Annotated in this window: 14 protein-coding genes; 11 read left to right on the top strand and 3 right to left on the bottom strand. The window is 37.8% G+C overall.

Annotation, left to right across the window (positions count from 1 at the left end; translation table 11 throughout):
* Positions 1-10: 10 nt before the first annotated feature.
* Complete coding sequence (mgtE, locus tag IGJ76_RS11475) at positions 11-1,372, top strand: magnesium transporter (protein WP_071868928.1); 1,362 nt, start codon at positions 11-13, stop codon at positions 1,370-1,372.
* 220 nt (positions 1,373-1,592) lie between these two features.
* Here mgtE and IGJ76_RS11470 read toward each other — a convergent pair whose 3' ends face one another.
* A complete protein-coding gene (locus IGJ76_RS11470) occupies positions 1,593-2,231 on the bottom strand; it encodes a copper homeostasis protein CutC (RefSeq protein WP_270608580.1) in 639 nt (212 codons plus the stop codon).
* A 103-nt stretch (positions 2,232-2,334) separates the two neighbouring features.
* Here IGJ76_RS11470 and IGJ76_RS11465 point away from each other — a divergent pair, with 103 nt between their 5' ends.
* From IGJ76_RS11465 to recD2, 4 genes are all read left to right on the top strand, one after another.
* Complete coding sequence (locus tag IGJ76_RS11465) at positions 2,335-3,192, top strand: methyltransferase domain-containing protein (RefSeq protein ID WP_270608579.1); 858 nt, start codon at positions 2,335-2,337, stop codon at positions 3,190-3,192.
* A 231-nt stretch (positions 3,193-3,423) separates the two neighbouring features.
* On the top strand, positions 3,424-3,927 hold the full coding sequence (gene trmL / locus IGJ76_RS11460; RefSeq protein WP_270608578.1) for a tRNA (uridine(34)/cytosine(34)/5-carboxymethylaminomethyluridine(34)-2'-O)-methyltransferase TrmL: 504 nt from the start codon (positions 3,424-3,426) through the stop codon (positions 3,925-3,927).
* A 57-nt stretch (positions 3,928-3,984) separates the two neighbouring features.
* Complete coding sequence (locus tag IGJ76_RS11455; RefSeq protein ID WP_075491284.1) at positions 3,985-4,641, top strand: histidine phosphatase family protein; 657 nt, start codon at positions 3,985-3,987, stop codon at positions 4,639-4,641.
* Between the two features lie 18 nt (positions 4,642-4,659).
* Entirely contained in the window at positions 4,660-7,230 is a 2,571-nt protein-coding gene (recD2, locus tag IGJ76_RS11450; protein WP_071868932.1) for an SF1B family DNA helicase RecD2, read from the top strand.
* Between the two features lie 93 nt (positions 7,231-7,323).
* Here the strand turns inward: recD2 and IGJ76_RS11445 are convergent, their stop codons facing one another.
* Positions 7,324-8,301, bottom strand: coding sequence for a diacylglycerol/lipid kinase family protein (locus IGJ76_RS11445; RefSeq protein WP_071868933.1), 978 nt, complete (start codon positions 8,299-8,301; stop codon positions 7,324-7,326).
* Positions 8,302-8,789: 488 nt separating this feature from the next.
* On the opposite strand from IGJ76_RS11445, the gene IGJ76_RS11440 reads away from it, so the two are divergent.
* Complete coding sequence (locus IGJ76_RS11440; protein WP_067482987.1) at positions 8,790-9,287, top strand: QueT transporter family protein; 498 nt, start codon at positions 8,790-8,792, stop codon at positions 9,285-9,287.
* 286 nt (positions 9,288-9,573) lie between these two features.
* Here the strand turns inward: IGJ76_RS11440 and cbpA are convergent, their stop codons facing one another.
* Entirely contained in the window at positions 9,574-10,212 is a 639-nt protein-coding gene (gene cbpA, locus IGJ76_RS11435) for a cyclic di-AMP binding protein CbpA (protein WP_067482986.1), read from the bottom strand.
* Positions 10,213-10,371: 159 nt separating this feature from the next.
* On the opposite strand from cbpA, the gene rpmG reads away from it, so the two are divergent.
* The 5 genes from rpmG to IGJ76_RS11410 all read left to right on the top strand — a co-directional run bounded on the left by rpmG (position 10,372) and on the right by IGJ76_RS11410 (position 13,615).
* Entirely contained in the window at positions 10,372-10,524 is a 153-nt protein-coding gene (rpmG, locus tag IGJ76_RS11430; RefSeq protein ID WP_067482984.1) for a 50S ribosomal protein L33, read from the top strand.
* A 21-nt stretch (positions 10,525-10,545) separates the two neighbouring features.
* Positions 10,546-10,716 carry a preprotein translocase subunit SecE gene (gene secE, locus IGJ76_RS11425; RefSeq protein WP_067482982.1) on the top strand — a complete coding sequence of 57 codons (171 nt, stop codon included), beginning with the start codon at positions 10,546-10,548 and terminating at the stop codon, positions 10,714-10,716.
* A 99-nt stretch (positions 10,717-10,815) separates the two neighbouring features.
* The gene (nusG, locus tag IGJ76_RS11420; protein ID WP_067482980.1) at positions 10,816-11,361 is read left to right on the top strand and encodes a transcription termination/antitermination protein NusG; all 546 of its coding nucleotides are present in this window, start codon (positions 10,816-10,818) and stop codon (positions 11,359-11,361) included.
* Between the two features lie 96 nt (positions 11,362-11,457).
* Positions 11,458-12,363 carry an alpha/beta fold hydrolase gene (locus tag IGJ76_RS11415; protein WP_075491281.1) on the top strand — a complete coding sequence of 302 codons (906 nt, stop codon included), beginning with the start codon at positions 11,458-11,460 and terminating at the stop codon, positions 12,361-12,363.
* Positions 12,364-12,514: 151 nt separating this feature from the next.
* Entirely contained in the window at positions 12,515-13,615 is a 1,101-nt protein-coding gene (locus IGJ76_RS11410; protein WP_067482971.1) for a lactate oxidase, read from the top strand.
* Positions 13,616-14,312: the final 697 nt, after the last annotated feature.

Genomic DNA, 14,312 nt, shown 5'->3' with positions numbered 1-14,312 from the left:
TGAGATTGGTTTGGACGAAAATCAAGAATTAGAGGAAAGATTTGCCCAGTTGGCTCAGGATTTGAAGACAAATAATATTCAAGAATTTAGAAATGATTTCTTGGAGATGCATATTTATGAGCAGGGGCAGTTCTACCAGTCACTCCCTGAAGATGATCGTCAATTGATCTATACGTATCTTTCGCCAAAAGAATTAGCCGATATGTTCGACGTGATTGAAGAAGATAATGAACATATGAAGGAATATTTGGCAGAGATGCGACCAAGCTATGCCGCGGATATGTTGGCAGAAATGTATACCGATAATGCGGTCGATTTGTTAAATACGTTAGATAAAAAACAAATAGCTAAATACTTAAGTTTGATGTCCACTGAAGATGCCAGTGAAATCAAAGAATTGTTACACTATGAAGATGAAACAGCCGGCGCTATCATGACAACGGAATTTGTTTCAATCGTTGCAAATCAAACCGTCCGTTCAGCGATGTATGTGTTGAAAAATGAGGCAGATGTGGCTGAAACGATTTACTACATTTATGTGGTCAATCAAGAAGGAAAACTAGTTGGTGTTATTTCTTTGCGCGATTTGATTGTCAACGATGACGATACAATGATCGCTGACTTAATGAGTGAACGAATTATCTCAGTGCATGTGGGTGATGACCAAGAAGACGTGGCGCAAACATTTCGGGACTATGACTTTCTAGCATTACCAGTTACTGACTATGATGATCATTTGTTAGGAATCGTAACGGTTGATGATATTATTGACGTTATTGATGATGAAGCAGCAAGTGACTACTCTGGTTTGGCTGGGGTCAATGTAGAAGAAGTCAATGAAAATCCAATCAAGGCTGCATCCAGGCGACTACCGTGGCTGATTACGCTATTGTTTTTAGGAATGTCAACAGCATCATTGATTAGTCATTACGAAGACCTTGTGAGTGAAGCGAGTATTTTAGCGGTGTTTATTTCACTAATTACGGGGACAGCTGGGAATGCGGGTACGCAATCATTGGCGGTTGCCGTGCGACGATTGGCTATCTCGGATGAAAAAGAAAATAGTTTTACACGATTGATTCTAGCGGAAGTTTTCACAGGTTTAGTTACTGGAGCTGTGACAGGTCTGACTATTTTCTTGATTGTTGGTTTTTGGAAGAATAATTTTATTTTAGGTTTTGTTATTGGTATGGCAATGTTATTTGCGATTACAGTTGCTAACCTAGCGGGAAGTTTGATTCCAATGTTGATGGATCGTTTGGGATTTGATCCGGCAGTTGCGAGTGGGCCTTTTATTACCACTTTAAGTGATTTGACAAGTGTGTTGATTTATTTTAATATTGCTTCTTTGTTTATGGGGTATTTTATGTAAGGTTATGGCTCAAAATGCTCAGCTTCAAGCAATAAGACATTCTTTCTAAAAATAGCTTCTCATATTTTTATGAAAGATTGGCTTATGCCGAAGAAGCTGTTTTGAGAACACCGTGGATGAGGCTGTGGCTCAAAGCGTTCAGCTTCAACAAATTAGCGAGCAATTATTTATATAATCAAAAGGGAGTGTGACCTAATCAGGCCACACTCCCTTTTTGTGGTTAATCCAGTGGAATAATTTTTGTTCCATGTACTTCAGTGACACCTAATTCTTTTGCAACTTGTTCTGCATTTTTATCAGATACACCACCACCAGGTAAAATAATCAAACGATTATTTGCATAAGCAATTAATTTTTTCAAATGTGCAAAGTTATCTTCAATTGGTGTACCAGCTGTGCCACCATGGGTTAAAATTCGTTCAACGCCGTGTTCAACTAGCCAATCAATCGCTGCAAATTGACGCTCTTCGGGGACACTGTCAAATGCCATGTGGAAAGTAATCTGTAGACCTTCTGCTGTTTCGATCAACAACTCTAAAGCCTCTTCATCCAGCCAACCGGAAGGAGTCAGGCAGCCAATAACAACACCATCTGTTCCTAATTTCTTTGCTTCAATCAAATCAGTGTGCATAATCTTTAATTCAATATCATTGTAAACAAAGTCGCCTCCACGCGGACGAATAATCGTCATCACGGGGACTTCTTTTTCACCAGCGTAACTTAAAGCTTCTTCAATTACGCCAGTACTTGGTGTGGTTCCTCCCACAGCAAGATTGTCGCATAACTCAATCCGGTTCGCGCCGCGGGAAATCGCTAAAGGGATCGAGGTGTAATTTTCGGCACAAAATTCTTTAATCATAAACAGCACTCCTTTGCTCTTCTTCTTGGGCATTGTAACACATTTTTTCCGGTTGCTAAAGTTTTCGCCAACAGGTAAGATAAAAATGAAATGAGGGAAATATATGCTAAAAAAAATTGACCGTGGACGCCAGTTTTTACTGAAACATCAGCAATTGTTTTGTTGTCCCGTTTGTCAGGAATCAATTGTCGCAACAGAACAAGGTTTAGTTTGTCAAAACAGCCATCGTTTTGATTTATCCAAAAAAGGAACACTTTATTTTTTATCACATGCAGTGAAAACGGACTATGACCAAGAAATGTTTGCTCCTAGACGCCGAATGATTCGTTCAGGAATGTACCAACCGGTAATCGAATTGCTTGCAAAAAAACTACCAGAAGGAGCGAGTGTTTTAGATGTTGGTTGCGGAGAAGGTAGTTTTTTAAATGAAATCAATGAATTGCAAAAAATAAATACAGCAGTTGGGTTTGATATTTCTAAAGAAGGCGTGTATGCTGCAACGGAACAAGAAATCCCTGCATTCTGGTGTGTGGCAGATTTGACGAACCTGCCGTTTGCATCACAACAGTTTTCAACGATTTTAAATATTTTTTCGCCGTCACACTATCAAGAATTTCAACGTGTGTTAACAGATGATGGCACGGTTTTAAAAATTGTACCTCAAGAGAACTATTTGAAAGAATTACGACAAGCTTTTTATCCGGATCAACCAGAAAAACAAAATTATTCAAATGAGCGAGTTGTCACAAAGTTTACTGAATCATTAGACTTGATTGAACGTCAGCGTGTCACGTATGAATTTGAAATCCCCGAAAAAAATCGACAAGATCTCTTGGCGATGTCACCTTTGGAATGGCAAGTTGCGCCAGAAATAAAAGAGAATTTGTACAAGCATCCGCTGGAAAAAATTACAATCGATGTTGAATTATTAAAAGGCACTAAGAAAAAACGTTTATATTGAGTTTTTATTAACAAGTGGTTGCAAAAATAATTTAATGGTGATATAGTAGCAACAAGTTGTTTTTTCATTGGTTTTTATCAGGTTCCTGTTCTGATAAAAGATAGTGAGAAGAGCTTCACTAACGTAACGACTCGCAGTGACTAACACCGAGTTGATACGTTTTTTTTTATGCCAAAATTCAATCGTATTTATTATAAAAAATGAACATTACCATGAGAGGATGAGCAACAGATGAATCATATCGTTTTATTTGAACCTTTGATTCCAGCGAACACTGGAAATATCGCACGAACATGTGCTGCAACGAACACACCTTTACATTTGATCGAGCCTTTAGGATTTTCGACAGATGATAAACATTTAAAACGTGCGGGGTTGGACTACTGGAATGACGTTAATATCAAGTATTATCCAAATCTTGAAGCATTTTTAGATTTTTTGGGGGATCGAAAATTACATTTAATCTCAAAATTTGCCAATAAAATCTATAGTGATGAAAACTTTGCAGATGGTGAAGAACATTTCTTTTTATTCGGCAAAGAAACGACAGGATTGCCTGAAGAATTTATGCGTAATAATGAAGAAAAATGTTTACGCATCCCAATGAATGATGAACATGTACGCTCACTAAATTTATCGAACACGGCAGCGATTATCGTATATGAAGCATTGCGCCAACAAGGATTTCCTGCGTTAGAATTAACACACCACTATGAACATGATAAACTAGACTAATCTTTGATAAAAAATAGTAAAAAGAATGCTAGATAAATGAGTGAGGTGTGAGGAAAAATGGATTTATATTTTACCCGACATGGTAAAACAGAGTGGAACCAAGAACGTCGTTTCCAAGGAAGTAATGGAGATTCACCTTTACTCCCACAAAGTTATGAAGAAATCAAAGCGCTAGGGGAAAAAGTGAAAAACGTTCCTTTTGAAGTCATTTACGCAAGCACGGCGAAGAGAGCACGTGATACAGCTGAAGGAATCAATCAAATGCTGGCACACCCAGTTGAAATTATTTTTACGGATAAACTTCGTGAGCTAGGACTAGGTTTGCTGGAAGGTCAAAAAATCGAAGAAATGTATGAAAGATTCCCGGAAAATCTACCTAATTTGCGTAATCATTTAGATAAATATGATCCAACACCGTTTAATGGTGAGCCAATTACGGCTGCGATTACGCGAATTGAAACGGTTGTAGCAGATGCAGTGGCGCAACATGATGGTCCCATTTTGTTCGTGGGACATGGTGCATCGTTGACGGCTGCAATTCAATGGATGACAGGAAAAGAACTAAGCCAATTACGTGAAATGGGTGGCTTATTTAATAGCAGTTTGACTATACTAGAGACAGAAGAGCCAAATAACTTATTACCTTACCAACTAAAAGTTTGGAATGAAGTCGATTTTTTAGGCTTGGAGAATAAACCAGAACCGTTACTATAGATGAAGGAGGCGGCTTCGATGCAGCCAGAAGAAATGCCATATTTCGTTGGGACAGTTGCCGCGATTTTTTTTCAAAATCCAAGTAATTTTTATAAAGTTCTCTTAGTCCATGTGAATGAAACGAGTGCAGATTATCGAGAAAAAGAAATTGTCGTTACGGGGAGTTTCGGGGAAATCCAAGAAAATGAGACGTATCGTTTCTATGGTGAACTAGTTGACCATCCTAAATACGGCCGTCAGTTAAAAGTTGAACGTTATGAGCAAGAAAAACCAACAACGGCTAATGGGATTGTTTCGTATCTCTCAAGTGAAAAATTTCCAGGGATTGGTAAAAAAACAGCTGAAAAAATTGTTGAGATGCTGGGGGAAGATGCCATTGAAAAAATCATTGAAGATCCTTCTCTTTTACGACAAATCTCTGGTTTAACGAAACCAAAGCGTGACATGATTGCTGAAACGATTCGCTTGAATCACGGAATGGATCAAGTCATTATGGGATTGAATCGCTATGGCTTCGGTAGTCAATTGGCTTTCAGCATCTATCAAGCATACAAAAATGAAGCGTTAGATATTATTCAAGAAAACCCGTATCAATTAGTCGAAGATATCGAAGGAATCGGGTTTAAACGAGCGGACAATTTGGCAGAACAAATTGGGATTGCTTCTGACTCGCCAAGACGAATCCGTGCGGCTATTTTACATCAAATTTTTCAACACAGTGTCCAAACAGGTGATACTTATGTTCCCGCTGACACACTATTGGAGCAAACGATCCGGATTTTAGAAACCAGTCGTCCAGTTGAGATTGAACCCGATCAAGTTGCCACAGTCATTATTCAGCTAGTCGAAGAAGGAAAAATCCAGCAAGAGGAAACTAACCTATATGAAAACAGCTTGTATTTTTCAGAGTGGGGGATCGGCAATTCAATTCAACGATTGTTAAGTCGTAAAAAAGAAATTCATTATCCTGAAAAAGAAGTCACTAAGAACATTCGACGCGTCGAAAAAATCTTTGGAATTCAATATGGTGATTCACAAGAAAAAGCGATTGCTGAAGCGATTCGCTCGCCTTTATTTATTTTAACTGGTGGGCCGGGAACGGGGAAAACAACAGTCATCAACGGAATCGTCAATTTGTTTGCTGAACTAAATGGAATTGAACTAGATCCCAATAAATATACGCAAGAACTATTTCCTATTTTATTGGCAGCACCAACAGGTCGGGCAGCTAAACGGATGAATGAAACAACGGGTTTACCGGCAAGTACGATTCATCGTCTACTTGGCTTGAATGGGCGTGAAAAAACACCTTCTGTCAGTACCAAGGAATTAGAAGGCGGTTTATTAATTGTGGATGAAATGTCGATGGTTGATACGTGGTTAGCAAATACTTTGTTTAAAGCAATTCCAACAAATATGCAGGTGATTTTAGTTGGAGATAAAGACCAGCTGCCATCTGTTGGTCCTGGGCAAGTTTTACATGATTTGCTAAACATCGAACAGATTCCAAAAATGGAGCTCAATGAGATTTATCGCCAAGGCGACGGATCCAGTATTATTCCGTTAGCACATGAAATCAAGGAAGGGCGCTTGCCTAGTGATTTTACGAAAAATCAAAAAGATCGCTCTTTTTTTAGAAGTGATGCGTACCAAATCGAACCTTTGATTTCGCAGATCGTAGAAAAAGCTAAAAATAAAGGATTTACTGCGCAAGATATTCAATTATTAGCTCCGATGTATCGAGGGGCAGCAGGAATTGATGCACTGAATAAAATGATGCAAGAAATTTTTAATCCAGGTGGACCAAATAAAAAAGAAGTTCGATGGAATGAAACAGTTTATCGAATTGGCGACAAAGTATTACAATTAGTCAATACGCCAGAATTGAATGTTTTCAACGGTGATATGGGTGTGATTACGGGAATTATTTTAGCAAAGGATTCTGACGATAAAGTGGATGAATTAGTCATTCAATTTGATGCAAATGAGGTAACGTATAAGCGAAACGAGTGGAATAAAATTACTTTGTCTTACTGTTGCTCGATCCATAAATCACAAGGTAGTGAATTTAAGATGGTTATCTTGCCAATGGTGCATCAGTATCAACGAATGTTGCAACGTAATTTATTGTATACGGCAGTTACCCGAAGTAAAGACCTGTTGATTTTGCTTGGAGAAGAACAAGCTTACCTGACTTGTGTGAAAAATGAAACTGCTAGTCGAATGACAACCTTGAAGCGAAGAATTGAAGAAAATGATAGCATGACGCTTGTGACACGGACGAAGTTGACTGCTTATGAAGATTCGTTAGCTGGAAATGATCCTTTTGAAGATGGCTCCTATACAAGTGAAGTATCAGAAAAAGTAGTAAAGACAGCCAAAAAAGAAGAGCGTACTGTTTCCAACAAAAAAGAAGTAAGAAATGAATTTATTGTCGAAGAAGTTCCTTTGTTTGAAACACAAACGATCGAAACGGAAAAAGAAGTGGCATCAAACGAACAACCTAAAACGTATATTTTAACAAGTGAAGCAATTGAAAATCAAACAATCGATCCAATGATTGGGATGGAAAAGATTCGTTTGCAATGAAAAAATACTAAAATTAGCGGGTAAAATCAACCATCGTTGATTTTACCCGCTAATTGCTTTTTAGCATGTATTAATTGTTTTAGAAACATGACCTTATTTTTTCGTCTGGCACCAGAATGACTGGTTTTTTGTTCCAAACTGTAAATCAAATGATTGAGGTGCAATGTCTTCACCGTCTGCTTGACCAAACTGGGGAGTCGTGGAAACGATGCGTAGTTTGCTTGTAGTAAAGTGATGGAAATTTTTTGATTTCAATTGTTTCTTTTGTAGTAATAAAATCACGATCCAAATAATTTTGAATAAATTAATTCTTTCAACCACAACGAAATCAATCGTTGGCTTAAATGCCTCAGCAGTTGGTGCAATAGCAACGCCGCCCCCAAAATAAGGATGGTTGGTTGTAGTACAAAGAAAAGCTTTTTCAAAATTTATTGTTTTCCCGCCAACATCTACCAAAATTGGGAATCCTTTTTGTGTAAAAAAGACACGTAAAATGGATAAAATATAGGAAAGTGAGCCTAAATTATATTTATTTAAGCGCTCTTTGGTAGCAGAATGGTTTGTTGCATGAACGATTGCTGCATCAAGACCAATTCCCAAATTGTTGACTAAAACCCCTTTAGTATCGGTCACTTGTTCTTGATAAGTCAGCAGATTGATTTCCTGTGGCTCGGTTGTGTTCAATAAATTAGTGACCGCTTGTTCTGTATTGCGAGATAAGCCAATTCCTCGAGCAAAATCATTTCCAGAACCAGCTGGAACATAAGCAACGGGGAATTCCAAATCTAATTGGTAAAAGGTATTTAAAACTTGGTGTAGCGTACCGTCACCACCGACGATAACTAGGAGTGGAAAGGTAGTCAATGTTTCTTGATTTTCAGTAGTCCATGGCACCAGTGTAGCTTTGGCAAGTTGTTCCGCTAGCTCTGCATCATGTCCGGGATATTCTGAATAGTAGACAGAATAGGTAGCTCGATACTGATCGAAGATAGGTAACATTTTATCGGCGACTTTCTGTCCATTGCCACTTCCAGCAGCTCGGTTGATTAAAAGATGATAATGAAAATTCATGTGTGCCTCCTGTGGCTAACGCAAAAAAAGATCTTTTTTTGCAGATTCCTAGTTATTATAGCAGAGGAAATCCGAAATAAAAAAGAACTTACACGAAAAAAACAAAAAAAGTCTAGCAAGTGCTTAATCCTTAACTGCGTAAGGAGAAGAATTCTAAGGTTCGAAATGTCCACTTAGTTCTTCCGCTGCTTGCTAGACCCTGGTAATAGTAAGAGGTAGCTCAAATTCCCACACCTTTCTGTTGTTTATTTAAGTTCATAACAATTCTCTGCGTGCAAAACCTACTTCGTTTGCGTGACGGGGAATTCCTATGTCCTCTTACACTTACTTTATACCATAAAACGTACGTTTTTGCAAGCGTTTGCACTGGTGCTGGCTACTAAAAAAGCAAAAGTATGGTTGAAAAGTAAAAGACATCTGCTATAATACCCTTTGCGGTTCGTCGACCATCCCGCGTTAACAAAACTAGGAGAAAAGAGGAAAAGGAAATGAAAACAAAGAGTAATCAGCGTTTAAGAGTAGTAATGATTAACGGAATTGTGATGGCTTTATATTTGGCGTTAACTTTTATTACACCACTTTCATCAGGTCCCGTTCAAATTCGGATTTCGGAAAGCTTGAACCATTTAGTCGTCTTCAACCGAAAATTATTATGGGGTGTCTTGGGTGGTGTAGTTGTATATAATGCATTTTTTGGCTTTGGTATTTTAGATGTCCTGTTCGGTGGTGGACAAACATTGCTTGCATTAGGTATTACAGCTCTATTGTATAATAAAGTAAAAAATGTCAAAGTTCGCTTAGCATTAAATACGCTATTTTTCACAGTGAGTATGATCTTGATTGCGTATATGCTAGTGCCAACAGGCGGGAAACCTTTTTGGATCACATATGGAACATTGGCGTTGAGTGAGTTCGTGACAATGGCAATCTCGGCACCAATTATGTATTACTTGAATCGAGCAATTGGATTCGATAAAAGAGTATAGATTTTTCTAACACGAGCAATAGCCGACTAAAAAATTATTTGGAGTTCGCTTGTGTCAGCTGGTTAATGAATAATCAATAAACAAAGCAGTTGCGCGAGTAACAGCTTAAACAGCACCGCCAAAATGGGTGGTAAGTGAGTCAATGAAGTTAAAAAGAACTAGCCAACTCTCTTGTTAGAGTGAGGGCTAGTTCTTTTTGTATTTTTGAGAGTTTGCCTAAAAGAGATGAAAATAGAATCTTATACGAAAAAAAGTTGCGCCAATTTAGCGTAACTTTTTTTGTTACTTACATATCTCTTAAATTTTCGATTTCGACAACTTTGTAGTTTTTACGTTCCAAATGTTCAACAATTGTATCGCAAAGTTTTTGGTCTGTGTCAGCTGGTAAGGTAATCAATGTGCGACGAATAAATTCGTCTTTGCCAATATCCAATGTGATACAGCTGGCAATGCTGCTGTATTTAGAAATAATTTTAGAAATGGCTGCTAAGTCACCTTGCTTACCCGTAGAAGCAATAGTTAGAACGTAGCTTCCTTGCTCAACGCTCCAAGATTGTGACAACATGTTTAGCAATGTGCTATGCGTCAAGATGCCATAGAAATGATTTTCATCATCGAGAACAGCAATATAAGGTAACTCTTTAATTGTGAAGAACACTTTAAAGAATGAAGTATTCACGTAAATAAACTTTGTCGCATTTTTTAACAGGTGAGTGACTGGCAAAGTCATGTCTCCGCCGTTTGCTTTATGACGGTAGATGTGCATTTTGTAGATATTTCCGCGGAAGATTTTTCCGGATTCATCTAAGATTGGCACACAACGATAACCAGATGTTTCTAAGATTTCAAGTGCTTCTTCTAATGTATTTGTTTCTGTTACAGTTGTTAGATCTTTTTTCTTATATACAAGCGTTTTAAGTAGCATAATAATACCCCCATATCTCATTTTTACTTCATTTCTTACTAATCATATCATAAGTATTTATAAAACAATAGCTAGTACTCATCACAAATTGACAAGAACTTATTTCCATGCTACTGTTAGAGTGTACAAATTTGATTTTCAGTTAGGAGGTAGACACGGATGGCAAAGAAAAAAGCAGCATTAGCTTGTTCCGTTTGTGGCTCTCGAAACTACACCAAATCGGTTAGTGAAGGAAAAAGTGGCGCGCGTTTGGAAATCAATAAATTTTGTAAATATTGTAATCAGTACACATTACATAAAGAAACAAAATAAGAATGAAACGAGGACACAACGGTGAAATTTATTAAAAGTGTATTGGCTGAAATGAAACAAGTTACTTGGCCAACAAAAAGACAATTACGTCGTGACACTTTAGTTGTCATTGAAACATCAATTATTTTTGCTTTGATGTTTTTCATTATGGACACAGCAATCCAAAGCTTGTTTGCATTAGTTCTTAAATAAGACGCTAGTAAACGAGCGTGATTTGTGCTACAATTGGGTGGAAGAAAAACTTCGGGTGACTGAGGTTTTTTTATTTTACAACGAAATGAGGAGCCGTAAATGGAATCTTTTGAAAAAAATTGGTACGTGCTGCACACGTATTCTGGTTATGAAAATAAGGTAAAGGCAAACATTGAATCTCGTGCGCAAAGCATGAAAATGGCTGATTATATTTTCCGTGTCGTTGTCCCAGAAGAAACAGAGACTGAAGTGAAAAATGGCAAAGAAAAAGAAACGGTTCATAAAACATTTCCTGGTTATGTCCTAGTTGAAATGATTATGTCCGACGGTTCTTGGTATGTTGTTCGTAATACTCCAGGAGTAACTGGTTTTGTAGGATCTCACGGTGCTGGTAGTAAACCTGCTCCATTGTTACCTGAAGAAGCAAATCACATTTTACGTTCAATCGGTATGAGCGTACGCCAAAATGATTTAGAAGTTGGCGTTGGCGAAACAGTGAAAATTATTGAAGGTGCATTTGCTGGACTTGAAGGACACGTAACTGAAGTCGATGAAGAAAAAGAAAAACTAAAAGTAAATATCGATATGTTTGGTCGTGAAACAAGTACTGAGCTTGACTTCGATCAAGTAGATAAAATTGACTAATTAAACAGAAACCTGAAATGCTAATCCTAGTGATTGGCGCTTCAGGTTTTTTTAGTAGATAAGACGGATCGTGTGTGAAAAGGAGGAATCAGGTCATTGAAAAAATTTAACTCAAAGAAAATCAATCCTGCTTTGATCATCAGTTTACTTTTATTAGGGCTGGTCATCATGGCTGGTTGTCAAAGAACAAATGATAAATCTAGTTCCAATGCATCTACACAAACTGAACAAACGACGCAAACGAGCGATGCGTCAAAGAAGTCAACGACACCAACACTTTTTTTTCATGGCTACAGTGGAACAGTCAATTCTTTTAAGGGCATGTTGCAACGGTTAGAAGAAACGCAACTAGCAAAGCAATCGCTTCAGTTGACGGTCAGTCCAGATGGAACGGTTCAAGCAACAGGCAAGTTAAGTCAGCAGGCAGAAAATCCAATGATTCAAGTTTTGTTTACTGATAATGTCAACAATGAGTGGAATCAGACGGAGTGGATCAAAAACTGTTTAACCTATTTACAAACAACGTATGGTGTGGAAAAAGTGAATGTTGTTGGGCATTCGATGGGTGGCGTAAGTGCATTGCGCTACTTGGTAACTTATGGCCAAGAGACTTCGTTACCTCAAGTCGAAAAATTTGTAGCGATTGGTGCGCCATTTAATGACTTTACAGATGATAGTGCGCAAACTTTAACAGATGAACGAGCAAATGGTCCGGCAGTCACTTCCAGTCGCTATCAAGACTATCAGCAAATGATTGACAATGTTCCTACACAGACAAAGGTGTTATTAATTGCGGGGCAGTTAAGTCAAACCGATTTAAGTGATGGAACGGTGCCACTCAATAGTGCGTTAGCTGTATTTGCTTTGCTAACCCAGCACGGAAACCAAGTGAAGGAAAAAGTCATCGAAGGAGATAACGCTTCCCATAGTATGCTTCATGAAAATCAAGAAGTAGATCAACTTGTGCAGAAATTTATTTGGGAAGAGAATGCAGCTAGTTAAAAAATTGATAAAGCAAGAACTTTTAGTTGAAATATATTGGGCGTTAGCTATTTTAAGCTAGCGCTCTTTTTGTCGAGTATAAATATTTGCTTACTTTTTGTAAGAGTAATATACTTAATTTCGTAAAGTTGAAAAGAAAGAAGGAGTCAAAATGACTTATCATACAAGTAATGAAGAACATCCAATCGAAATCGTAAACATTGCATCACTAGAAGACCGCGTGAAAGAACGTATGGAAGCGGGGGCTTTCGGTTATATTCGTGGCGGTTCTGAAGATGAATGGACGATGAAAGAAAATACTTCTGCATTCAATACTAAAAAAATTATGCCACGCGTCTTGCGCGGGATTGATCATGCTGATTTACACACGTCTGTTTTTGGTATTGATTTAGATACACCAATTATTCAAGCACCATCAGCTGCGCAAGGATTAGCTCATGAAAAAGGTGAGGCGGATACTGCAAAAGGTGTAGCAGCAGCTGGTTCAATTTTTTCAATCAGTACGTATGCGAATACAACAATTAAAGACGCCGCTGCAGCAGCACCAAATGCGCCACAATTTTTCCAACTATATATGAGTAAAGATGATGGTTTCAATGAATTTATTTTGACGCAAGCGATGGAAGCCGGAGCAAAAGCAATTATTCTTACTGCGGACTCAACATTAGGTGGTTATCGTGAAGAAGATGTCATCAATCAATTCCAATTCCCATTACCAATGCCTAACTTAGCTGCTTATAGCGAGCAAAGTGCTAGTGGAAGTGGTGAAGGAAAAGGAATTGCTGAAATTTATGCTGCTGCTAAACAAGGGCTAGTTCCAGATGATATCAAAAAAATCAAAGAATTTACTCATCTTCCTGTTTTTGTAAAAGGAATTCAATCACCAGAAGACGCCGAAGTTGCAATTGCTGCTGGAGCAGATGGTATCTGGGTTTCAAATCATGGTGGACGTCAATTAGATGGTGGTCCTGCCTCATTTGAAGTATTACCAATGATTGCTGCAACAGTTAATAAACGTGTACCAATTGTTTTTGATTCAGGCGTACGTCGTGGTGAACATGTTTTCAAAGCATTGGCAAGTGGTGCGGACTTAGTAGCAATAGGTCGTCCAGTGATTTATGGGTTGAATTTAGGCGGAGCAGAAGGCGTAACTTCTGTTTTTGAACATTTCAATAAAGAACTATCAATTACTATGCAATTGGCTGGAACAAAAACAATTGAAGAAGTAAAAAATACAACATTGTTGGATTAGGTGAGGGAGTTGTAGTCAAAAACTTTCTATCTACATTTAAATACACTAATAAAATGGAGAAAGAGCAGTGACGAAATTTTTGTCACTGCTCTTTCTCTGAATAAACGGTGTTCAAGAAGTAACTCCTTCGTAAATAAGTCGAAGTGTCACAAACATTTGAGAAGAGATTTTTAGAAAGTCCTTCTTATTTTTTTGAAGGTGCCCACCTTTGTTACAGCCACTTTATTATCAAGATTTTTGTAAGAACAATCAATTTAGTGAATTCGGCTAATTATTTTTTTCTTGATAAAAGATCTTGTACTTCGTAAGTGTGAAGTTGCTGCTTAATTTGGTCAATTTCATCTTGCTGTCTAGCGGATTTGATAGATAAAGATATTACGGCTCCTGAGAGTAATAAGATTGCGATGAAATCATAGTGATCAATAAAAAATTTAAAAATATCCCTAAATATGTTCATTTCTATTCCTTTCGTAAGACAAATTAACGATTGTACATGTAATCATCAAAACCTAGTGCTGCTGGAAAGCCAAATGAGGCTGTAATTCCAGCCATTATCCAACCACCGTTAGGTTTATATTCTTTTTTAGAAAGAATACCACGAGATACACATTGCTTAGCAGCGTATCTACCAACATTGTACATTCCTTGAATAATTGCAATAGCCGAGGCGATAATCCCTAAAATGACTTCAATACCA

Origin of the sequence: Enterococcus sp. DIV0175, from assembly GCF_050529075.1 — a bacterium.
GTDB classification, from domain to species: domain Bacteria; phylum Bacillota; class Bacilli; order Lactobacillales; family Enterococcaceae; genus Enterococcus_B; species Enterococcus_B thailandicus.
This window is presented reverse-complemented; position numbering and strand designations above follow the sequence as displayed.

Bases quoted from the DNA above. Each gene is read 5' to 3' on its own strand.
- IGJ76_RS11470 (WP_270608580.1), bottom strand. From the start codon at position 2,231: ATGATTAAAGAATTTTGTGCCGAAAATTACACCTCGATCCCTTTAGCG.
- IGJ76_RS11465 (WP_270608579.1), top strand. From the start codon at position 2,335: ATGCTAAAAAAAATTGACCGTGGACGCCAGTTTTTACTGAAACATCAG.
- trmL (WP_270608578.1), top strand. From the start codon at position 3,424: ATGAATCATATCGTTTTATTTGAACCTTTGATTCCAGCGAACACTGGA.
- IGJ76_RS11455 (WP_075491284.1), top strand. From the start codon at position 3,985: ATGGATTTATATTTTACCCGACATGGTAAAACAGAGTGGAACCAAGAA.
- recD2 (WP_071868932.1), top strand. From the start codon at position 4,660: ATGCAGCCAGAAGAAATGCCATATTTCGTTGGGACAGTTGCCGCGATT.
- IGJ76_RS11445 (WP_071868933.1), bottom strand. From the start codon at position 8,301: ATGAATTTTCATTATCATCTTTTAATCAACCGAGCTGCTGGAAGTGGC.
- IGJ76_RS11440 (WP_067482987.1), top strand. From the start codon at position 8,790: ATGAAAACAAAGAGTAATCAGCGTTTAAGAGTAGTAATGATTAACGGA.
- cbpA (WP_067482986.1), bottom strand. From the start codon at position 10,212: ATGCTACTTAAAACGCTTGTATATAAGAAAAAAGATCTAACAACTGTA.
- rpmG (WP_067482984.1), top strand. From the start codon at position 10,372: ATGGCAAAGAAAAAAGCAGCATTAGCTTGTTCCGTTTGTGGCTCTCGA.
- nusG (WP_067482980.1), top strand. From the start codon at position 10,816: ATGGAATCTTTTGAAAAAAATTGGTACGTGCTGCACACGTATTCTGGT.
- IGJ76_RS11410 (WP_067482971.1), top strand. From the start codon at position 12,515: ATGACTTATCATACAAGTAATGAAGAACATCCAATCGAAATCGTAAAC.